The organism is Streptomyces poriticola (assembly GCF_036689765.1).
In the GTDB taxonomy this organism is placed as follows: domain Bacteria; phylum Actinomycetota; class Actinomycetes; order Streptomycetales; family Streptomycetaceae; genus Streptomyces; species Streptomyces poriticola.
Genome location: NZ_JBAGKH010000028.1, coordinates 1 through 18434 on the forward strand (window position 1 = coordinate 1; position 18434 = coordinate 18434).

The window sequence follows — 18434 nt, forward strand, 5'->3', positions numbered from 1 at the left end:
GGTGGTGGTCTGGTACTGGTGCTGGAAGGTGGTGCCGTTGAGGGCGAAGACCTCGAGTCGTCCGTCGGCTGATTTCTCCATCTCGATGCGGCTGTCGGCGGGTTCGCCGCCTTTCTGCCCCGCACCGCGGAACGGACCTCAGGACGGAGTCAGCACGATCTTGCCGAACTGCTCCCCCGACGCCAGCCGCTCGAAGCCCTCGCGGGCCCGGTCCAGCGGCAGCACCTCGTCGACGACGGGCCGCACACCGGTGGCGGCGCAGAACGCCAGCAGATCCTCCAGCTCGTCCTTGGTGCCCATGGTGGACCCGACGACCTTGAGCTCCAGGAAGAAGATCCGGGTGAGCTCGGCGTGCGAGGGACGGTCACCGCTGGTCGCGCCGGAGATCACCAGCGTGCCCCCGGGCCGCAGCGACTTCACCGAGTGCGACCAGGTCGCCGCCCCCACGGTCTCGATCACCGCGTCGACCCGCTGCGGCAGCCGCGCCCCGGGCTCCACCGCCTCCACCGCGCCCAGCTCCTCGGCCCGCTTGCGCCTCGCCTCGTCCCGGCTGGTGGCGAAGACCCGCAGCCCGGCCGCCCGGCCCAGCACGATGGCGGCCGTCGCGACCCCGCCGCCGGCGCCCTGTACCAGCACCGAGTCGCCGGGGCGCACCCCGGCGTTGGTGAACAGCATCCGGTACGCCGTCAGCCAGGCCGTGGGCAGGCAGGCGGCCTCCTCGAAGGAGAGCTCCTTCGGCTTGGGCAGGATGTTCCAGGTGGGCACGGCGACCTGCTCGGCGAACGTGCCCTGGTAGCGCTCGGTGAGAATGGACCGGGGCTCCGCGGGCCCGACGCCGTGGCCGCTCTGGCCGATCACGGAGTGCAGGACGACCTCGTTGCCGTCCGCATCGACACCGGCGGCGTCACAGCCGAGGATCATCGGCAGCCGGTCCTCCGCGAGGCCCACGCCGCGCAGGGACCACAGGTCGTGGTGGTTGAGGGAGGCGGCCCTGACGTCGACGACGCTCCAGCCGGGACGGGCCGGGGGAGCGGGGCGCTCTCCCGTCTCCAGTCCGGAGAGCGGCTGGTCGCGGTCGATTCGGGCGGCGTAGACAGCGAACATGACCTTGACGATAGGGTCCGGGCCCCCCGACGGAAACCGTACGGCCCTGTGAGACACACCCTCTTGCCAGGCGCACGGAAACGGCCCCGCCCACCCGGGACGGGGCCGTTCACGGCGTCTCACCGCACGTCGGCTCGGTTCACCGGCGTGCGACACCCTCCGCCCGCGCCGCCGCCGCGACCGCGGCCGTGACCGCCGGGGCGACCCGCTCGTCGAACGGGGAGGGGATGACGTAGTCCGCCGCGAGGTCGTCGCCCACGACGGAGGCCAGCGCCTCGGCCGCCGCGAGCTTCATGCCCTCGGTGATCCGGGAGGCGCGCACCTGCAGCGCACCGGCGAAGATCCCGGGGAACGCCAGCACGTTGTTGATCTGATTGGGGAAGTCCGACCGCCCGGTGGCGACCACGGCCGCGTACTTGTGCGCGATCTCGGGGTGCACCTCGGGGTTCGGGTTGGCCATCGCGAAGACGAAGGCACCGTCCGCCATCGAGGCCACCGCCGGCTCGGCCACCGTGCCGCCGGAGACGCCGATGAAGACGTCCGCGCCCTTCAGAGCGGCCTCCAGCGTGCCGGACAGCCCGGCCTTGTTGGTGAACTCGGCCAGCTCCCGCTTCACCGGAGTCAGGTCCTCCCGGTCCGCGGAGACGATGCCCTTGCGGTCGGCGACCGCCACGTCGCCGATGCCGGCCTCGACCAGCATCTTGGCGATGGCCACCCCGGCCGCGCCGGCGCCCGAGATCACCGCCCGCAGCTCGCCCAGCGCCCGCCCGCTCAGCCGGGCCGCGTTGCGCAGCGCCGCCAGCGTCACGACCGCAGTGCCGTGCTGGTCGTCGTGGAAGACCGGGATGTCCAGCCGCTCCTGCAGCCGCCGCTCGATCTCGAAGCACCGGGGCGCCGAGATGTCCTCCAGGTTCACACCGCCGAAGGACGGGGCGAGGCGCACCACCGTCTCGACGATCTCGTCGACGTCCGTGCACGCGAGCGCGATCGGGACGGCGTCCACTCCGCCGAACTGCTTGAACAGAATCGCCTTGCCTTCCATCACCGGAAGGGAGGCCTCGGGCCCGATGTCCCCGAGTCCGAGCACGGCCGTACCGTCCGTCACGACCGCCACGACCGACGACTTCCAGGTGTAGTCGTGGACGAGCTCGGGCTGCTCGGCGATCGCGCTGCACACTTGCGCGACGCCGGGCGTGTACGCCAGGGACAGGTCGTCCTTGTCGCGGACCGGCACGGTGGCCTGCACGGCCATCTTGCCGCCGCGGTGCAGAGCGAACGCGGGCTCGATGGATTCGAGGGGCTCGGCCCCCGCCTCCTGCGTCGTACCGGCTTCGCTGCCGCTGCGAGGATTGACGATCTCCGCTGCCACTTCGTTTTACCCCTTAAGTATTCATGGTTTGAGGGTTTGTCCACTCCTGGTGAGGGGTGGGCGGGACCGCGCAAGGGCCTGGTCACTGATGCGTAGAGCCCCTACGCGACGGGCGCGCCGCACACGCGCCCTGAGCCCCGGATGAGGGGTGTAAAGAACCTTCTTACCGGACGGACACCCCCCGCGACGAGTCCATTCAGCGCAAGCTCACATTCCGGACCGCGAACGCCGCATGCCGGTGACATGACTCATATCCCAACTCTCGAACAACCTGCCCGCACCCCCTTGACAGCCCCATGACGCACACCCGAGGGCAGGGTGCGCGGGTGACGGCGGTAACCGCACAGCGGGATGCGCCGCAGATCTTTCGGCCGGAAGGCCGGATTCCAGGAAAGGTTGGGTCGGGATGTACCGAGCTGATCCGGTTCGGGGGGTCACCCGTTATCCGATTTTGACATCGCAAGCCCCCTGAATGGGGCAGTCCGAATGGCAAGATGCCGTAACCACACGAGGTCGCGACGCTCGAAGATGTGTGTCCCTCGCGGCCGCCGTGTGCCCCCGTCGACGCCCGCCGTGCGCTCACCGTCGACGCCAGGCGCCCGTCGAAGTCCCTCGGCGGGGGCCCGTCCCATCGGCTCCACCCTTCCGCCGGAGGAACCCACCATGACCGCAAGCACCACCCGTCGTACCACCGCCGCCCGCTCCCGGACTGCAGCGGTCGGTGCGATCGCGGTCGCAGGCGCGCTGCTGCTCACCGGATGCGGCGACCAGACCGACAGCAGCGGCTCGGGCAGCGACAACACGTCCACCGTCGCGGCCCCGCTGGCCGACAAGCTCCCCGCCTCGATCCGCGACAAGGGCGTCATCAAGGTCGGTTCCGACATCGCGTACGCGCCGGTCGAGTTCAAGGACGACTCCGGCAAGGTCGTCGGTATCGACCCCGACCTGGCCGCCGCCATGGGCAAGCAGCTCGGCGTGACCTTCGAGTTCGAGAACGGCACCTTCGACACCCTGATCACCGGTCTGCGCTCCAAGCGCTACGACATCGCCATGTCCGCGATGACCGACACCAAGGACCGCCAGGAGGGCATCGACTCGGAGACCGGCAAGAAGGTCGGTGAGGGCGTCGACTTCGTCGACTACTTCACCGCCGGCGTCTCGATCTACACCAAGAAGGGTGACGACCAGGGCATCACGACCTGGTCCGACCTGTGCGGCAAGAAGATCGTGCTGCAGCGCGGCACGGTCTCCGAGGACCTCGCCAAGGCCGAGGCCGAGAAGTGCCCCAAGGACAAGAAGCTCTCCATCGAGGCCTTCGACAACGACCAGCAGGCCCAGACCCGGCTGCGCGCGGGCGGCGCCGACGCCGGCTCCTCCGACTTCCCGGTCGCCGCCTACGCGGTGAAGACCTCCGGCGGCGGAAACGACTTCCAGCTGGTCGGCGAGCAGGTCGAGGCCGCCCCCTACGGCATCGCGGTGTCCAAGGAGAACGCCGAGCTGCGGGACGCCGTCAAGGCCGCGCTGGACGCCGTCATCGCCAACGGCGAGTACCAGAAGGTCCTCGAGAAGTGGGGCGTGACGGAAGGCGCCGTCACCGAGGCCACGATCAACGGCGGCAAGTGACCGCTCCCGGCGGGCACTGAAAGGCAGCAACACCCGTGACTGTAGACATCGACAAGACGGAGGGCGGCCCGGACGGGACGCCGCCCTCCGGTCCGGAGGCCATCAAGGCCATCCCGGTCCGGCACTACGGGCGGTACGTCTCCGCCACCGTCACGATCGCGCTCCTGGCGGCGATCGGCTACGCGTTCTCCCAGGGCAAGATCAACTGGGACGCGATCCCGGAGTACTTCTTCGACGACCGGATCCTGTCCGGCGTCGGCAAGACCCTCCTGATCACCGTCCTGGCCATGGCCATCGGCATCTTCGGCGGCATCCTGCTCGCCGTCATGCGGCTGTCGAAGAACCCGGTGACCTCGTCCATCGCGTGGTTCTACATCTGGTTCTTCCGCGGCACGCCGGTCCTGGTGCAGCTCGTCGTCTGGTTCAACCTGGGCCTGGTCTTCGAGTACATCAGCCTGGGCCCGGTCTACCGCGACGAGTGGTCGGACTTCATGACGCCGTTCCTGACGGCGCTGCTCGGCCTCGGCCTCAACGAGGCCGCGTACATGGCGGAGATCTGCCGGGCCGGTCTCCTCGCGGTCGACGAGGGCCAGACCGAGGCGTCGCACGCGCTGGGCATGAGCCACGCCAAGACGCTGCGCCGGATCGTCATCCCGCAGGCGATGCGCGTGATCGTGCCGCCCACGGGCAACGAGGTCATCAACATGCTGAAGACGACCTCGCTGGTCTCGATCGTCCAGTACTCGGAGCTGTTCCGCGTGGCGCAGGACATCGGCCAGACCTCCGGCGCACCCGCAGAGATGCTGTTCCTGGCGGCGGCCTGGTACCTGCTGCTGACCTCGATCTTCAGCGTGGGCCAGTACTACCTGGAGCGGCACTACGCCCGCGGTTCCAGCCGCAGCCTGCCGGCCACACCGCTGCAGAAGGTCAGGGCGAATCTGCTCTCCCTGTCGAACCGCTCCAGCACGTCGGGAGGTGGCGCCGCATGACCGCCATGGTGAAGTCCGAGGGCGTCCACAAGTCGTTCGGTCACGTAGAGGTCCTCAAGGGCATCGACCTGGAGGTCGAGCAGGGCGAGGTGTTCTGCCTCATCGGCCCCTCCGGCTCCGGCAAGTCGACCTTCCTGCGGTGCATCAACCACCTGGAGAAGATCAACGCCGGTCGGCTGTACGTCGACGGCGAGCTGGTCGGGTACCGCCAGAAGGGTGACAAGCTCTACGAGCTGAAGGACAGCGAGGTCGCCCTCAAGCGCCGGGACATCGGCATGGTCTTCCAGCGCTTCAACCTGTTCCCGCACATGACGGCCGTGGAGAACGTCATGGAGGCGCCGGTCCAGGTCCGGGGCAAGAGCAGGGCCGAGGCCAGGGAGCGCGCGATGCAGCTCCTGGAGCGCGTGGGCCTGGGCGACAAGTCCGGGAACTACCCCTCGCAGCTCTCCGGCGGCCAGCAGCAGCGCGTCGCCATCGCCCGTGCCCTCGCGATGGACCCGAAGCTGATGCTGTTCGACGAGCCCACCTCGGCGCTCGACCCCGAGCTGGTCGGCGACGTCCTGGACGTCATGCGCGACCTGGCCGAGTCCGGCATGACGATGGTGGTCGTCACCCACGAGATGGGCTTCGCCCGCGAGGTGGGCGACAGCCTGGTCTTCATGGACGGCGGCGTGGTGGTCGAGTCGGGCAACCCGCGCGACGTCCTGACCGACCCGCAGCACGAGCGGACGAAGGCGTTCCTGTCCAAGGTGCTCTGAACCGGCGGACGAGGGGCGGTACGGCGAACCCGTACCGCCCCTTCGTGCGTCCCGGCCTACTTCACCGCCAGCAGCAGGGTGTCCGACGGCGAGCACCACACCGGACGCGCCTCGCCGAAGCCCTTCTCGCGCAGTACGCGCGCGTGCCACCGGGCGGAGGGCATGTCGCCGTCGGCGTGCTCGCCGTAGATCTCGAAGCGCCGGGCCGTGGGCCCGGCGAGGACCGGGTCCTTCGCGGCGAGCTGCCACCACTCGGACCAGTCGAGGGCGCCGTCCCGCTTGGCGGCGTCCATGCGCGCGTGCCGCATCGCTCGCTCGGCCGCGTTGATCCGGGGCGTCGTCTCGTCGATCATGTGGTCCGCGTTCATGAGGACACCGCCGTCCCGGACCAGCTCCGCGACCTGGCCGTAGAGGGCCGCGAGGGGTTCGGCGTGCAGCCAGTGCAGGGCCGTGGCGGTCAGTACGGCGTCGTAGGAGTCGTACGGCAGCCGCGCCGGCCAGTCGGGGTCCTTGAGGTCGGCGGTGACCAGGGTGACCCGGTCGTCGCCCGCGAAGGTGCCCTCGGCGATGGCGAGGAGCGCCGGGTCGAGGTCGACGCCGGTGCTGGTCGCCTCCGGGAGGCGGGCGAGCAGCCGGGCGGTGATGGTCCCGGTGCCGCAGGCGAGGTCGAGTACGCGCGGGGCCCGGCCGGCGACTGCCTCGACCATGTCGAGCATGATCCGGAAGCGGTCCTCGCGGTCCGGCATGTACCACTCCTGCTGCCGGTCCCAGCTCTCCTGCCAGGCCTGCCAGTCGGCACCGGTGGCGGTGATGTCGGCGTCGGTCACAGAGCCCCTCCTGACGCTCACGCGTAATACCCTGAGTAAACAAGCAGCCATTACCTGACCGCAGACACGACCCTAGAGCCCATTCGTAAGGACCACAAGTGGAACTGGCCTATTACGCGGACTACGCCGTACGACTCGTCAACACCGACGAACCGGTTCGCGGCAAGGACACCCTGACGTCCGTCGACACCGTCCGGGAGCTCTTCGGCGGCAACCAGTCGGCGGCCCGGCGCGCCACCGACGCGGACGTGACGCGGTTCCGCTCGGTCCGGGCCCGGCTCCGCGCGGTCTTCGAGGCCGCCGACGACGGCGACGAGACCCTCGCGGTGGACCTGCTGAACTCGCTGCTGCTGGAGTTCCCGGTGAGCCCGCAGATCTCCGGCCACGACTTCCGGGACGACGACGGCCGCCCCCTGTGGCACATGCATCTGGCCGACCACCCCTCGAACGCCACCGCGGGGTACGCGGCCATCGCGGCGATGGGCCTGGCGTTCCATCTCACCGAGCACGGCGTGGACCGCCTCGGCCTGTGCGAGGCCGCACCCTGCCGCAACGCCTACCTGGACACCTCCACCAACCGCTCCCGGCGCTACTGCTCCGACCGCTGCGCCACCCGCGCCAACGTGGCCGCCTACCGCGCCCGCAAGCGCCTGGCGGCGGACGGGTCGGCCGAGACCGGCCGCACCGCCGACAGCACCCAGCGCACCAGCGCGAACGGCGACCGCTGAACCGCTGTCAGCGGCCGGTACCGCAGCCGGGCGCGGCCCAGGACGAACTCCTCCGGAACCACCCCGTAGTCGGTGCTGTCGCCCCCCGCGTACCGGTTGTCCCCGCGCACCCACCAGCCCGTGCCGCGGCGCTCCACGGCCCGCTTGACGACCAGCAGGTCCTGCTGGAAGGGATGCCGCAGCACGACGATGTCGCCCGGCCTGACCCGGGCGCCCCAGTGCACCAGGAGCAGGTCCCCGTGGTACAGCGTCGGCACCATCGACGGCCCGGTCACCTCGGCCGGCCCGAAGGGCAGCGGTCCCCTCGTGCGGTCGGTCTCCTGCGACAGCTCCGGCATCACCCGGCACCTCCCCGGTCTTTCCTCCACCAGTCTCAGTCTGACCCCGGACTTTTGTCCTAAGCCCACGGGGGCACTCGCGAAATCGCCTCTCCCAGGGAGTAATGTCCACCCTGAGAAGACGATCACGAGGAAGGATTGCTTCATGCTTTCCCGCCTGTTCGCCCCCAAGGTCACGGTCAGCGCCCACTGCGACCTGCCCTGCGGCGTGTACGACCCGGCCCAGGCCCGCATCGAGGCGGAGTCGGTCAAGGCCATCCAGGACAAGATGGCCGGAAACGACGACCCGCACTTCCAGGCACGTGCCACCACCATCAAGGAGCAGCGCGCGGAGCTGGCCAAGCACCACGTGTCGGTGCTCTGGAGCGACTACTTCAAGCCGCCGCACTTCGAGAAGTACCCGGAGCTGCACCAGCTGGTCAACGACACCCTGAAGGCCCTGTCCGCCGCCAAGGGCTCGACCGACCCGGCCACCGGCCAGAAGGCGCTGGACTACATCGCCCAGGTCGACAAGATCTTCTGGGAGACCAAGAAGGCCTGATCTATGGCTAGGCTGCCTGACCTGCGATTACGCGGGTCGCATCGCCTACCTGTCCGCACCCGGTCCGCAGGCCGCCGAGAACGGCGTCCATGACGGTCCGGGTGCGGTCTTCTTCGCCCGGCCAGAGGTGTACGCAGGTCCGCAGGGTGATGACAGCGGACGCACGGCCGAGGACGAGCCGAACCTGCTTGACGCTTGCCCTACCGGCGATGAGGGCGGAGGCGAAGAAGTGCCGCCGGTCGTGGGTCGTCATGTGCGACCGCTCGACGGGCTTGCGGTCCTCGCGCTCGGCCGCCTCGTTCTCCGCCTTCTGCAGCTCCTTGCGAGCGTAGTTCCGTTCGGTCTTCCAGCGGCGGTGGTTGAGGGGTTCGTACTCCTCCATGGTGAACAGCCACTCCTTCGAGGGCCGTGCGGCGAGATGCGCCAGGAGTGCGACGGTGACCACCTCGCCGACCGGAACCGTGCGCCGGGACTTGCCGGTCTTCGGTGGGCCGATCAGGCCGGACTGGAGGCGCTGCCGCTCGACGCGGAGGGTGCCGTTCTTGAAGTCGACGTCCGAGACCTTCAGGCCGAGCAACTCGCCTATGCGCAATCCTCATCCGGCGAGGACGACGCTCGCCGCGCGGAGGCAATCTGCTCGCCCTCCCACTTCGCCGCGTACTTCCCGAAGGAGATCTTTCCGGCGCGCGGGTCGACGCACAGGCCGGTGACCATGCTGGTCGTGACCTCGTCGAGCCAGCGCTGGGCGTCGAGCTTGCGGTCGAAGTGGCGAGCGTGTTCCTTGCCGTCAAGGTCGCGATAGCGAGCCCGCCGTTTGCCGTTGGGGCGCTTCTGGATGTTCTGTCGCGACGAGCACACCGATGCGCACATCGTGGCGGCCTGGGACATGGCCGGCGCCCCCGACCCCGGCCGCAACCCCAACGCCACCTACCCCCAGTCGCCAAGCGCCTCGACCACCAGGTCGACCTGCGCACCCGCGAGCTGGGCGGGCAGAAGCCACCGACGCACGGACACCACGCGGAACGTACCCGCCGCCGCTAATGGCGGCAGACGAGGATGCCTCCCCAGGAGTGGATCCCGAACGCCCCATGCCGGGCGATGTGTTCGTCCAGGATGGTGCGGGCCCGTTCGATCGTGGCCTCGAAGGGCACTTCGTGCTGGTCCGCCCATGCCTGGTACGAGGCCATGTGCGCAACCACGGGTTCGGCGTCGCGGACCGTGATGGTGCCGGGCAGTTCGATCTTCTCGACGCGGCCGAACTCCTCACCAAGAAAGGCCGGCGCCTTCTCCAGGGAGAACCGGGCGCTGAGCGAGATCCGCGCCGGGACTCGACCAGTGCCGAGGACATCGCCGGCCGCCCGCATCCACGGCTCGTCCAGCTCGGCCTTGTCCCGGTCACTGTTGGTGGAGGCAACCAGCAGCCCGTCGGCGGTGACCACGCGGGACAGCTCGCGCACCGCCTGGGCGATGTCCGCGGTGTGGTAGAGCATGTGCAGCGCCAAGGCTGCGTCCACGCTCGCCGTCCCCAGGGGCAGCCTCGCCACGTCCGCCACCGCGACCGCGCCGGGCACCTCGGCAAGGATGCCCGGGCGCGATGTCCAGGCCCAGAAGCTCCAGATCGGGGCGATCTCGGCGCAGCCGCTTGATGAAGTTGCCGTTCCCGCAGCCGACGTCGACGACCCGCCCGTGCACGGCGCTCAGTTGCTCGGTGACGATGCCGGGCAGGTCATGGCGAGGCGTCTGCCACTGGTAGAGGGACTGCCGGGCGGCGAGGTCTCGGTCACCGTTGTAGGCGCTCCCGGCAAGCCGGGCACGGTCGGTCACAGCGGCGTCGTGGGCGGCGGAGAGGTCGGTCACGTCGGCAGCTCCAGAGGACAAGCGGCGGGTGAGGCCGCGAAGAGATCACCGACCGACTGGTCGTCGGCTTCGGCGCCGCGGTAGAGCCGGATCGCCGTATCGGCGCTGGCAATGGCTTGCTGGACATGAGCACGGCCGCCGATGGCCAGGTGCGTCGTCCCGGCATACGCGAACTGCTCGGCGGCTGGAAAGACGAAGACTCCCGGTACGTCGTCGTGCCCGTGCATCCCCTCGCGTGAGCGTTCCGCATCCGCAAGGGCGATTGCGGCGCCCGCGCCGTCACCTGCTATCGCGAGTGAACGCGCCTCCAGGCTCGCGAGGCGGGCGTCAATGCTTCCTCCGGCTCGGTGCTGGCGCCCCGCCTGGGCGAGCTGGGCCGCCTGCTCGTATAGCGGCCCGTCCAGTAGGCGATCAGGGACTCCACCGCCCGCACCCAGGCCAGCATCCCCTCGCTCCCGGCTGCTTCTGCACACGCACGGGCTGTACGGGCATGGGTGGCCGCCGACTCGTAGTGCCCCGGATCCAGGCAGACGTGGGCGCACAGCCCGCACGGACGCGAGGCCGAGACGTACAAGTCGCTGTTCTGCCCGAGACGTTGGCCCACGCAGCAGGTCGAAGACGCCACCCCGCAGCCGCTTGATCTCGACATAGAGCTCCAGCAGGGGGTGGCTGACGTACGAGCGCGCGAGCCGTGCCACATCGGACTCCAACTGCTCGACGACCAGTTCGTCGGCATTGCGCTGCGCGATGAACCTGGCGAACTAGGGCCGCCGACGAGGCGTCCGCCGATACAGCCCCGGCCACGGACCGCTCGGCCGGACTGGCCACCGCCAGGCCATCCGTGTCCTCCACACCGGCCTCATCGCCACGGCGTCGCTGAGTGATCGCGACAGCACGGTCGAGGACCCCGACATCGACCGCGAAGACCTGGGCCAAGTGGCTTCGCCTGCACGCCGAACTCCAGCGCCTGCACGCGGTCACCTACACTGGCCCGGCCGGCGCCTTCCGCCAGTCCACCGACCTCGCCGAGCCCCCAGCGCGACATCTGTACCGCCCTGAGCGTCACCCCGCCAAAGAAGATCACCGATCTGACCGCAGGCCGCTGACCAGGCACTATCCCCCGCCTAGTGACACGCCACCTCGGCGTGCTCACAGGCGATTCCGCAGGTCAATTCACGTTCTCGTGCCCTAGGCGACACCGCTGGCTGTGGAACTCAGGTTTCCGCGCCGTGGTGTGACGACCTCCTCAGCGCGGGGAGGCCCTCAGACCTGGTCGTGGGGCCGCATTGCGTGACTTCCTTGGCGTGTGAGCCTCAGCAGCGGCGATCTGGGCCGATCCCGGCCAGCGCAGTGCCGAGAAGGACGTATGCGGCGAGTGCGAGGACCGGCATGTGTCCTCCCGCAAAGCTGATGTCGTCGATGAAGTACCCCGAGATCCCTGCCCAAACCAGCCCGCCAACGAGCACGAGCACGAGATTGCCGGTCTCCCTCATCATCCGCATGCCGGCCCACAGCAGGACGGGCATGAGAGCCCAGGAGGCGGCCGTAGCGAGGAGGAACTCGAAGGCACCTGAAAAGATCGTCTCCCCGCTCGCGGCAGCACTGTCACGGGACCACGCGTAGCCGGCGGACATGAGGGTGTGGCAGGCCGCGGTGGCCGCGGCTGCGGTGAGGGCACCTTTGGCGTGTCGTAGGTACTGCATGGCGGAAATCCTCGCTTCTCACCGACCGTTGGGCCCCGGCACTGGTGCGCCGGGGCCCAACGGTCGGTGCGGACGGTGGCCACAGGGTGACGAGCCCTCCAAGTACTACAGGGCGCGCTCCAAGGCGTTCGCGTACAGCCGGGCACCGGAGATCTTCGGGTGGAACGACTTCATCGACGGGTTGGGCGCATCGTTGTCGGCCTTGGACCGTCCCGTGGCGACGATACCGTGGATGGATTCCGGGTCACCGCAGATCGCTTTGCCCTGGAAGTCCGGCGCGGGGTCGACGAAGGTGGCCCCGACCGACGTCGCCGCGGCCTTCATCTCCTGGCTCAGTTTCGGAGCGACCTCGTCGTTCAGCCACGGCGCCTCCTCGGTGCCGATACCCGGGATGCACTGACCGTTTCCGGACAGGAGCGGCGGGTAGCCCACGAGGTAGATCTTGGCGTGCGGCGCACGTTCCTTGATCTGGTTGAGCACCTTGATGATCCTCGGCTTCACCTGGTTGGTGATCCAATCCGGCACGAAGTCTTTCAGCGGACCGCTCATCTGGCCGGTCTTGTCGCCCGAGTCAGGGTTCCGTGTTTCGATCTCGGCGTTCTGGCAGAGCTTCAGTCCGGACGCCCAGACGCACTCGTTGAACACGTCGGTGAACAGTGAGTCGTTGCCGCCGATGGCGATGGTGACGATGTCCGTGTTCTGGTCGAGGTAGCCGAGGTCCATCTGCGGCAGCGAGTTCTGCTGTTCCTTGCCGCCCGTCCAGACATTGTAGGTGCGGGCCCCCGAGCAGGCGATGAAGCTCAGGTCGACGTTGCCGTAGTCGTCGGAGATCGTACCGATGGACTCTGACCTGCCAGGCAGGTTCGCCTGCCGGATCCAGGCCTGCTTCGAGCGGTGGCACTTGTTGACCACTTCGCTGTTGCCGAGGTCCTCCTTGTAGTCCGTCTCTCGGAAGTAGTCCTTGCCGCCCTCGTTGTCGGCACCTTCGCCGGAGGCGAAGGAGTCACCCATGCCGACCACGTGCGTGGGGTTGGTGTCCAGCCTCTGGAAGGCGACGGCGTCCCAGGCGATGTCGACACCCGGAGCCTCATCGGTGATGTTGGAGAGGGACACCGACGGCGTTCCGGTGAAGTTGAAGACGCCGAGCGACCGCCACTCGTTGCTGCGGATCCGCTGCGGGGCGACACGATGCGGGGACTGGGAGTCGGTGCCTGACACCGAGTACGTCGCCTGCTGGGACCGTGCGGCCACGTTCGGCATGTGGACCAGAACCCGGGTCCAGCCCTTGACGGTGTTGGGGCCGGTCCAAGTGCCGGTGACCTTCAGCCGCTGATCCGTCCCCGGGGAACTGGCCTTACGAGTAGTGGAGAACCAAATGTGGTTGCCATAGCCCACACCGAGCTGATGGGTGTCCATCTTGCCGGAGGGTGTGGCGAAGTCGAATTTGAATGAACCGGATGTCTGCGCGGTGTCCGAGCAGCGTCTGAAGTCGGTGCCGGCGATCCGCTGACCCGAGTTCACGTTGTCGACAATGGTCGTGCCGATCGGGAGTCCGGAGTTGCACCGGGGCGGGTGGGAGTTGCCGTCCGGCTCCTCCGGGTAGGTGTCGTTGAAGCGGAACAGTTCGAATCCGCAGGTGCTGGCGGCACAGTTCTTCCACTCCACCTTGCTGTTCCACCAGCACCGGAAGTCCGTGCGCTGACACGGGCCCGTCGCGGGCGAGTCGTTCGACGCCCCTTCCCTGATCTTGCTCGGGTCACACTCGTTGGAGCCGCTGCAGAACAGGTCGACCGGCGGCTTGGCCTGGGTGCGGTAGATGGGCTGGGTCCACCATGCGGGCCGGAAACCGTGGACAAGGGTACCTGGCGCCTCCAGGGCCTCCAGCGGGCGCGCGGCCCAGCCGATCACCTTCTCCGGGTATGGCCAGAACTGCGGCTTGGCTGCGTGGGAGTAGTCGTCACCGCCGACGGCGTTCTCCAGGAACGGGGTGCGGTTGGGCTTGTAGGTCGGGTTGGCCGGGTTGTTGGCCCAGCCCACGCCCCACTTGCCCCCGTTCTCGCCAGCGACCGACTTGGGGTAGAAACCGGAGTTGTAGGCCCACAGGGCGAAGAACCAGTTCTCGATGCCCTTCGGGTCACCGTTGTTGACGGTGAGGCCAGCACTGCGGGTCTGGTTCCACTTCTCGGCAAGGATGTTCACGCCAGCCGCGACGTTTGCGGTGTAGTCCAGCGCGACGGCCTCCTGGTACGCGCGCGGCTTGGACGGCCGGACCTCGCCGTCCTGGTACGGCTTTCCGGGCAGCCGCATGCCGTCGGTGACCTGCGTGATGCCGTAACCGCAGTCCGCGGCACGCCAGTTGATGGCCCAGGGGTCGTCGACCTGGCCGTGTGCATCGTGGACGAGGCCGTAGTAGTTGCCGATGAGGCTGTTGGCGGTGGTGCCCGGTGCGGCGAAGCGAGTGGCCTGCCACATGTTTGACTCCTGGGCGGTGATGCCGAGGAACACCTGAGCAGGGATGCGCCCGCCGCCCGACAACGGGGTAAGACCGCCGACAAGGGCCTGCGGCGCGTAGGCGCCCATGCCCATGTTTTTCCAGTTGGCGGCCCGGTACACATGCTTGTCCATCGTGCCTTCGATGGCCCGGTTGACAGCCCATTCGATCTGCCGCGGCTTCGGCTGGAACGCCTGCTTCTGCGGGTTGCCACGTTCCACGGAGCAGGTACGCTCCGACTCCGGTTCGGCGATGTTCAGCGTGGATACCTTGCCGCGGCCCGCGGTGCCGCGGTCCCTGACGGGGGCGGTGCCGAGGGCCGGGGAACGCTCCTCTCCCTCGGCCGGGTCGGGGCTGACCGGGGACGCGGCCGGGTTGGCCTCGAACAACGGCTCGCTGCCGGTGGGCAGGTGCTTCATCTCGATTCGGGCCGTGCGCACCGTCTCGTACTCGGCAGGGCGGATACGGCTGTCCTTGCCGTCGGCCCACGCGGCGTTCACGACGGCGCGGGCCCTGGTGGAGGCGGTGGCGTCCTTGTCGAGCCCGCCGGGGTTCCGCACGTTCCCGGGCAGGGTGCCGACGTTCTTCGCCACGCCGGTGACGATCGCGGTTCCGTCGGCGGCGCGAGTGAGGTCCATGCCGGTCAGATCGCCCTCGGCGACCGTCCGGGCCTTGACGTCGTTGCCCTTGGCCTGTCCGCCGGTCAGGTACTTGACCCTGGACGTGCTGCCGGCGGAGGCGGTTTCGACGGGCTCCGCGTCGGCGGCGAGGGCCCGCACACCCTTGGTGACCCGGGCGTCGTGTCGGCGGTCCAGGAAGGCGATGCCGCCGTCCTTGGTGACGGACAGGCTGAAGGGCGTGTTGTCCGTGCGCGCAATCAGCTCGGACTCTCCGTCCTTGGCTATCCGCACGATCGCGTTACCCTGGGCGGCGACCATGCCGTTGCGGGTCGGGACCGCGGACGTGACCTGGCCCTCCACCGTGATCTTTTGCTTCGTCCTGCCCGTACGGGCGTCGACGGTGATCAGGCGGGTCTTGTTCCGGTCCGACGTCCTCTCATCCGTGAACTGCGACAGAACCGCCTGCTCCCCATCGCCGCAGCCGGGTGAGAAGTAGGCGAGGCTCGCCTGGAACGGCAGCTTCGTGACCTCGCCCGAGTCCAGGTCGACGACGGCCGTGAACGCGCCCCGGGCCATCAGGTTGGGCTTGTTGGTAAACGTACGCGGCGCGTAGGCGACCAGGGCACGGTCACCGGAGGCAGTGACACAAGCGTTGCCGATCCATGTGTCGGTGTTGAAGAACCCGGGTTCGGCCAGAGTCGCGGCGGTCTTCCAGCGGTAGCCGTCGGCTTCGTCGGCGGTCATGAGGTGGAAGCCGGTGGCGTCGCCGATGGTGGTCCACGCGGTGTCAGATGACTTGGCGTGGCCGTCACCGAGGACCCTACCGCGCTCATCGGCGGGAACGCGGTCCTTGTTGCCGTCCTTGTCCGCCTTCACGCGGGGCGCTGCGGGCTCGGACCATCCTTCGACGGCGCTCGGGGGCGGCGTCGGCGGCGGCTGTGAAGCGGCCTGCCCCTGCGTCACGGTCCCTAACACCACCGCGGTGGCGATGGTGACGGCGACCGGAACGCGGGCGTACATGTGTCTGCTAACCCGTCTCAAAACGTTGGATTCCTTGTGTGTGAGAGGTGATGCGGCGCACGTCCACGGGCGCTGCGGAGGCTCGGCCCTGTTCCGCGCATTGGTGGATGAGTCGATGGGGGCAGGTGGGGCCACTGCAGAAGGAGGCAACAGGTCTTTCGCCCGTGTCGAGGGGCGCGCCGCGGTCAGTCATGGACCAAAAGAGTGTCCAGGCTCGCTGCTACTGACGCGGAGTCATCGACCGGCATTCTGCCCGATCGGAAAGCCGGCCAGGCGTCTCGGTTGGAATACTTTCGAGCAACACACAACTCCCGCAGTGTCGGGGATACCGAGCAACTGCGGTCCTCAGGACCTGGTCACGCGGCTTACGGCCCCAGCGCTGCCTCCTAGGGTGCGCATCGATTACATTCCCGCCCCTCCTCGCCCCAGCCAACGCGACCGGAGGAACACCGTCGTGTGTAGTGCTGCGTCAGCAACGCCTGCCCCCGGCGACACACAGAGACCGGGTAGCGCGACCTGATTCCCTCATTCCCTGTTCACTCTAGGCACGGTGACACCATGCAATAGCCACCGATCAGGGACATGGCAGGAAATGGATCATTCTAGTGATGCATCTGAACACAGCGTTCCCTACTGTGTGACCTGTGATGATGCTGCCAAGGGGAGCGGCGTGGGCTAGAGGAAGCACACTCAGCACATTGGCCGATTCCGCATCAGGGACGTCATAGGTGTGCCTGCTGCGGATCTTTTAATTGAGCCGACCGGAGGCCGCAGCAACGGAGAGGACGGACTCTGCGATGCCCGGCATCCCTGCCTGAGTTCCGGTCGGCATGCGACTGCGCCGAGAAGCACCGGAGCCCGACGGAGGAATCCCTGCCGGAGCATGAAGGCCATGCTGCCCGCTGACATCGCCCGCCTGATCGTCGAGCAATCCAACGCCGATGACGTGAGCCGGAAAAACCCGTGCCGACGCTGATCAGCTGCAACGTCGCTCCCACTCCGACCCAGCCCACGGACGGCGTCCGCGCCCGAGCACGGGTCGTCCGGCGCCAGCCCGACGGAAGCCGGCTACGCGTGCTCGTCCAGTCCGGTTTCGCCCCATACCATCACCTCCCGGAGTTCGCGGAAACGAGGGCGCCGAGTGGGGCCGATGGACTGAACGTCAGCCAGCGGGATGACCTGAAAGCGATGTTCGCTCAAATGTTCACATTGATATTCTCTGCTGCCTCAAGGGCACCTGACCGTCACTTTAAGGGGAGAAAGTGAAGACTGTGATACGCATGGGCGGCGCTTGCGCGGCTCTCCTTGTTGCCATGGCGGTTGCGCCCGCGGCGTCGGCGACTGAACAGCCGGCGCCGAAGGGCAGCGCGCCGATCGAGACCACGGAGGTCAGAGGTATCAAGGTCGGCGCGGACGCCTCAGCCGAGACCAAGCGCATCATCGAGTCCAACGCCGGGGTTGCCGCCGCTGCCGCCAATGTCTGCGGATCCGGATACACCATCTCGACCGGCGCTGCGCGCTATGGCACCTACGGCACCACCTACACCTGGACCAACGGCAAGACCACGGGCAGCGGCTACTACGACAAGCCCATCTGTGCTGTGTTCTTCAACGACACCGGCTCTGCCCGCTACATGGGCATCCGCCTGAAGACCAACTACACCGCCATCCCTGACGTCCAGGACTTCGGCACGTACAGTTCCTACGCTGGCCCGGTCTATCAGAGCCGCGGCTACTGCGGTCAGGCCTACTCCTACATGAAGGTCGGGAGCAAGGTCGTGGTCGACAACTACCTCAGGGTGGGGTCCTGCAACTGATGCCGACACGCAACATGCTGCACCCCACAAGGTGGGGTGCAGCACTCCTCGTTACGGTACTGCTCACCGGATGCTCGAGCAGCGACAACTCCAACTCCCCTTCTACCTCCTCACACGCCCCGCCCACCCGTCAGAGCAGCACCCCAAGCACCCCTGCATCTCCTGACGCGAGTCCGAAACCCTCACCTGTCATCAGCTACCTGGGGAAGACGAAGATCGTCACACTCGGCGACACGGAGATCCGAGCCACACCGAACAAGATCGGCATCAACGTCGCCTGCAACACAACCAACACCACGAAAAGGACCCGCAACATCAAGGTCGCCGTCAGCGTCGGCAACGGGACGGACTGGGTAACGACCAACCACTTCGACTTCCAGCAGGTACCCGCAGGTCAAACAGCTTCGGAAACCACGCTTATGGGCGCATCCTTCGAAGGTGACCTGCCGGACGACCCGAAGATATACATCGACTCCGTCATGTACTACTGACCAACATGAACCGGTCCGGTTCTGACGGCCGCTCGACTCCCCGAGTCCCGGATTCACCGGTCGGTGATGCTACGGGGCTGGGACCTGCATCCCATGGCGCTGTCTTCGGGCAAGGGGGCGGACCCATCTGCGACATCAGCCGCTGACGGCACGGTTGC

Annotated in this window: 16 protein-coding genes and 3 pseudogenes; 9 read left to right on the top strand and 10 right to left on the bottom strand. The window is 68.1% G+C overall.

Annotation, left to right across the window (positions count from 1 at the left end):
- Window positions 1–138: 138 nt before the first annotated feature.
- Window positions 139–1104 (bottom strand): zinc-binding dehydrogenase, encoded by a 966-nt coding sequence (locus V5O46_RS25760; RefSeq protein WP_332887089.1) that lies wholly within the window; start codon window positions 1102–1104, stop codon window positions 139–141.
- Between the two features lie 139 nt (window positions 1105–1243).
- Window positions 1244–2473, bottom strand: a complete 1230-nt coding sequence (locus V5O46_RS25765) for an NAD(P)-dependent malic enzyme (RefSeq protein WP_332887090.1) — start codon at window positions 2471–2473, stop codon at window positions 1244–1246.
- A 663-nt stretch (window positions 2474–3136) separates the two neighbouring features.
- Here V5O46_RS25765 and V5O46_RS25770 point away from each other — a divergent pair.
- From V5O46_RS25770 to V5O46_RS25780, 3 genes are read left to right on the top strand one after another with little or no spacing between them, the layout of a single operon-like run.
- Complete coding sequence (locus V5O46_RS25770; RefSeq protein WP_332887091.1) at window positions 3137–4096, top strand: ABC transporter substrate-binding protein; 960 nt, start codon at window positions 3137–3139, stop codon at window positions 4094–4096.
- Between the two features lie 35 nt (window positions 4097–4131).
- Entirely contained in the window at window positions 4132–5085 is a 954-nt protein-coding gene (locus V5O46_RS25775; protein WP_332887092.1) for an amino acid ABC transporter permease, read from the top strand.
- Window positions 5082–5843 carry an amino acid ABC transporter ATP-binding protein gene (locus V5O46_RS25780; protein ID WP_332887093.1) on the top strand — a complete coding sequence of 254 codons (762 nt, stop codon included), beginning with the start codon at window positions 5082–5084 and terminating at the stop codon, window positions 5841–5843. The genes V5O46_RS25775 and V5O46_RS25780 overlap by 4 nt, the downstream gene beginning before the upstream one ends.
- 56 nt (window positions 5844–5899) lie before the next feature.
- Here the strand turns inward: V5O46_RS25780 and V5O46_RS25785 are convergent, their stop codons facing one another.
- Entirely contained in the window at window positions 5900–6670 is a 771-nt protein-coding gene (locus V5O46_RS25785; protein ID WP_332887094.1) for a class I SAM-dependent methyltransferase, read from the bottom strand.
- Between the two features lie 98 nt (window positions 6671–6768).
- Here V5O46_RS25785 and V5O46_RS25790 point away from each other — a divergent pair, with 98 nt between their 5' ends.
- Window positions 6769–7398, top strand: coding sequence for a CGNR zinc finger domain-containing protein (locus V5O46_RS25790; protein WP_332887095.1), 630 nt, complete (start codon window positions 6769–6771; stop codon window positions 7396–7398).
- Here V5O46_RS25790 and sodX read toward each other — a convergent pair.
- Window positions 7302–7736: a nickel-type superoxide dismutase maturation protease gene (gene sodX / locus V5O46_RS25795; protein ID WP_332887096.1), complete on the bottom strand. Its 435-nt coding sequence runs from the start codon at window positions 7734–7736 to the stop codon at window positions 7302–7304. The two genes, V5O46_RS25790 and sodX, sit on opposite strands and share 97 nt — an antisense overlap.
- A gap of 145 nt (window positions 7737–7881) precedes the next feature.
- On the opposite strand from sodX, the gene sodN reads away from it, so the two are divergent.
- The gene (gene sodN / locus V5O46_RS25800; protein ID WP_332887097.1) at window positions 7882–8277 is read left to right on the top strand and encodes a superoxide dismutase, Ni; all 396 of its coding nucleotides are present in this window, start codon (window positions 7882–7884) and stop codon (window positions 8275–8277) included.
- Window positions 8278–8284: 7 nt separating this feature from the next.
- Here the strand turns inward: sodN and V5O46_RS25805 are convergent, their stop codons facing one another.
- Both V5O46_RS25805 and V5O46_RS31995 read right to left on the bottom strand, forming a co-directional pair.
- A complete protein-coding gene (locus tag V5O46_RS25805; protein WP_408649059.1) occupies window positions 8285–8869 on the bottom strand; it encodes a tyrosine-type recombinase/integrase in 585 nt (194 codons plus the stop codon).
- Window positions 8860–9165, bottom strand: coding sequence for a hypothetical protein (locus V5O46_RS31995; RefSeq protein ID WP_408649063.1), 306 nt, complete (start codon window positions 9163–9165; stop codon window positions 8860–8862). The genes V5O46_RS25805 and V5O46_RS31995 overlap by 10 nt, the downstream gene beginning before the upstream one ends.
- Here V5O46_RS31995 and V5O46_RS32000 point away from each other — a divergent pair.
- Window positions 9113–9294: pseudogene (locus V5O46_RS32000) on the top strand (relaxase/mobilization nuclease domain-containing protein); the annotation flags it as partial. The gene V5O46_RS31995 and the pseudogene V5O46_RS32000 sit on opposite strands and share 53 nt — an antisense overlap.
- Before the next feature lie 20 nt (window positions 9295–9314).
- Here the strand turns inward: V5O46_RS32000 and V5O46_RS25810 are convergent.
- Both V5O46_RS25810 and V5O46_RS25815 read right to left on the bottom strand, forming a co-directional pair.
- A pseudogene (locus V5O46_RS25810) lies at window positions 9315–10134 on the bottom strand (class I SAM-dependent methyltransferase).
- Window positions 10131–10361 carry a hypothetical protein gene (locus V5O46_RS25815; RefSeq protein ID WP_332887098.1) on the bottom strand — a complete coding sequence of 77 codons (231 nt, stop codon included), beginning with the start codon at window positions 10359–10361 and terminating at the stop codon, window positions 10131–10133. Before V5O46_RS25815 ends, V5O46_RS25810 begins: the two are co-directional and overlap by 4 nt.
- 683 nt (window positions 10362–11044) lie before the next feature.
- Between V5O46_RS25815 and V5O46_RS32090 the strand changes: the two are divergent.
- Window positions 11045–11240: pseudogene (locus tag V5O46_RS32090) on the top strand (IS1634 family transposase); the annotation flags it as partial.
- Between the two features lie 207 nt (window positions 11241–11447).
- Here V5O46_RS32090 and V5O46_RS25820 read toward each other — a convergent pair.
- Entirely contained in the window at window positions 11448–11837 is a 390-nt protein-coding gene (locus V5O46_RS25820; RefSeq protein ID WP_332887099.1) for a hypothetical protein, read from the bottom strand.
- Window positions 11838–11942: 105 nt separating this feature from the next.
- Window positions 11943–15968, bottom strand: coding sequence for a GDSL-type esterase/lipase family protein (locus V5O46_RS25825; RefSeq protein WP_332887100.1), 4026 nt, complete (start codon window positions 15966–15968; stop codon window positions 11943–11945).
- A 1262-nt stretch (window positions 15969–17230) separates the two neighbouring features.
- Between V5O46_RS25825 and V5O46_RS25830 the strand changes: the two genes are divergently transcribed.
- Both V5O46_RS25830 and V5O46_RS25835 read left to right on the top strand, forming a co-directional pair.
- A complete protein-coding gene (locus V5O46_RS25830) occupies window positions 17231–17785 on the top strand; it encodes a hypothetical protein (RefSeq protein ID WP_332887101.1) in 555 nt (184 codons plus the stop codon).
- The gene (locus V5O46_RS25835; protein WP_332887102.1) at window positions 17785–18276 is read left to right on the top strand and encodes a hypothetical protein; all 492 of its coding nucleotides are present in this window, start codon (window positions 17785–17787) and stop codon (window positions 18274–18276) included. The genes V5O46_RS25830 and V5O46_RS25835 overlap by 1 nt, the downstream gene beginning before the upstream one ends.
- Window positions 18277–18434 lie beyond the last annotated feature (158 nt).

Excerpts from the sequence above, each read along its gene's own strand:
- V5O46_RS25760 (WP_332887089.1), bottom strand. The coding sequence starts at position 1,104 with ATGTTCGCTGTCTACGCCGCCCGAATCGACCGCGACCAGCCGCTCTCC.
- V5O46_RS25770 (WP_332887091.1), top strand. The coding sequence starts at position 3,137 with ATGACCGCAAGCACCACCCGTCGTACCACCGCCGCCCGCTCCCGGACT.
- V5O46_RS25780 (WP_332887093.1), top strand. The coding sequence starts at position 5,082 with ATGACCGCCATGGTGAAGTCCGAGGGCGTCCACAAGTCGTTCGGTCAC.
- sodX (WP_332887096.1), bottom strand. The coding sequence starts at position 7,736 with ATGCCGGAGCTGTCGCAGGAGACCGACCGCACGAGGGGACCGCTGCCC.
- sodN (WP_332887097.1), top strand. The coding sequence starts at position 7,882 with ATGCTTTCCCGCCTGTTCGCCCCCAAGGTCACGGTCAGCGCCCACTGC.
- V5O46_RS31995 (WP_408649063.1), bottom strand. The coding sequence starts at position 9,165 with ATGTCCCAGGCCGCCACGATGTGCGCATCGGTGTGCTCGTCGCGACAG.
- V5O46_RS25815 (WP_332887098.1), bottom strand. The coding sequence starts at position 10,361 with ATGCACGGGCACGACGACGTACCGGGAGTCTTCGTCTTTCCAGCCGCC.
- V5O46_RS25820 (WP_332887099.1), bottom strand. The coding sequence starts at position 11,837 with ATGCAGTACCTACGACACGCCAAAGGTGCCCTCACCGCAGCCGCGGCC.
- V5O46_RS25825 (WP_332887100.1), bottom strand. The coding sequence starts at position 15,968 with ATGTACGCCCGCGTTCCGGTCGCCGTCACCATCGCCACCGCGGTGGTG.
- V5O46_RS25835 (WP_332887102.1), top strand. The coding sequence starts at position 17,785 with ATGCCGACACGCAACATGCTGCACCCCACAAGGTGGGGTGCAGCACTC.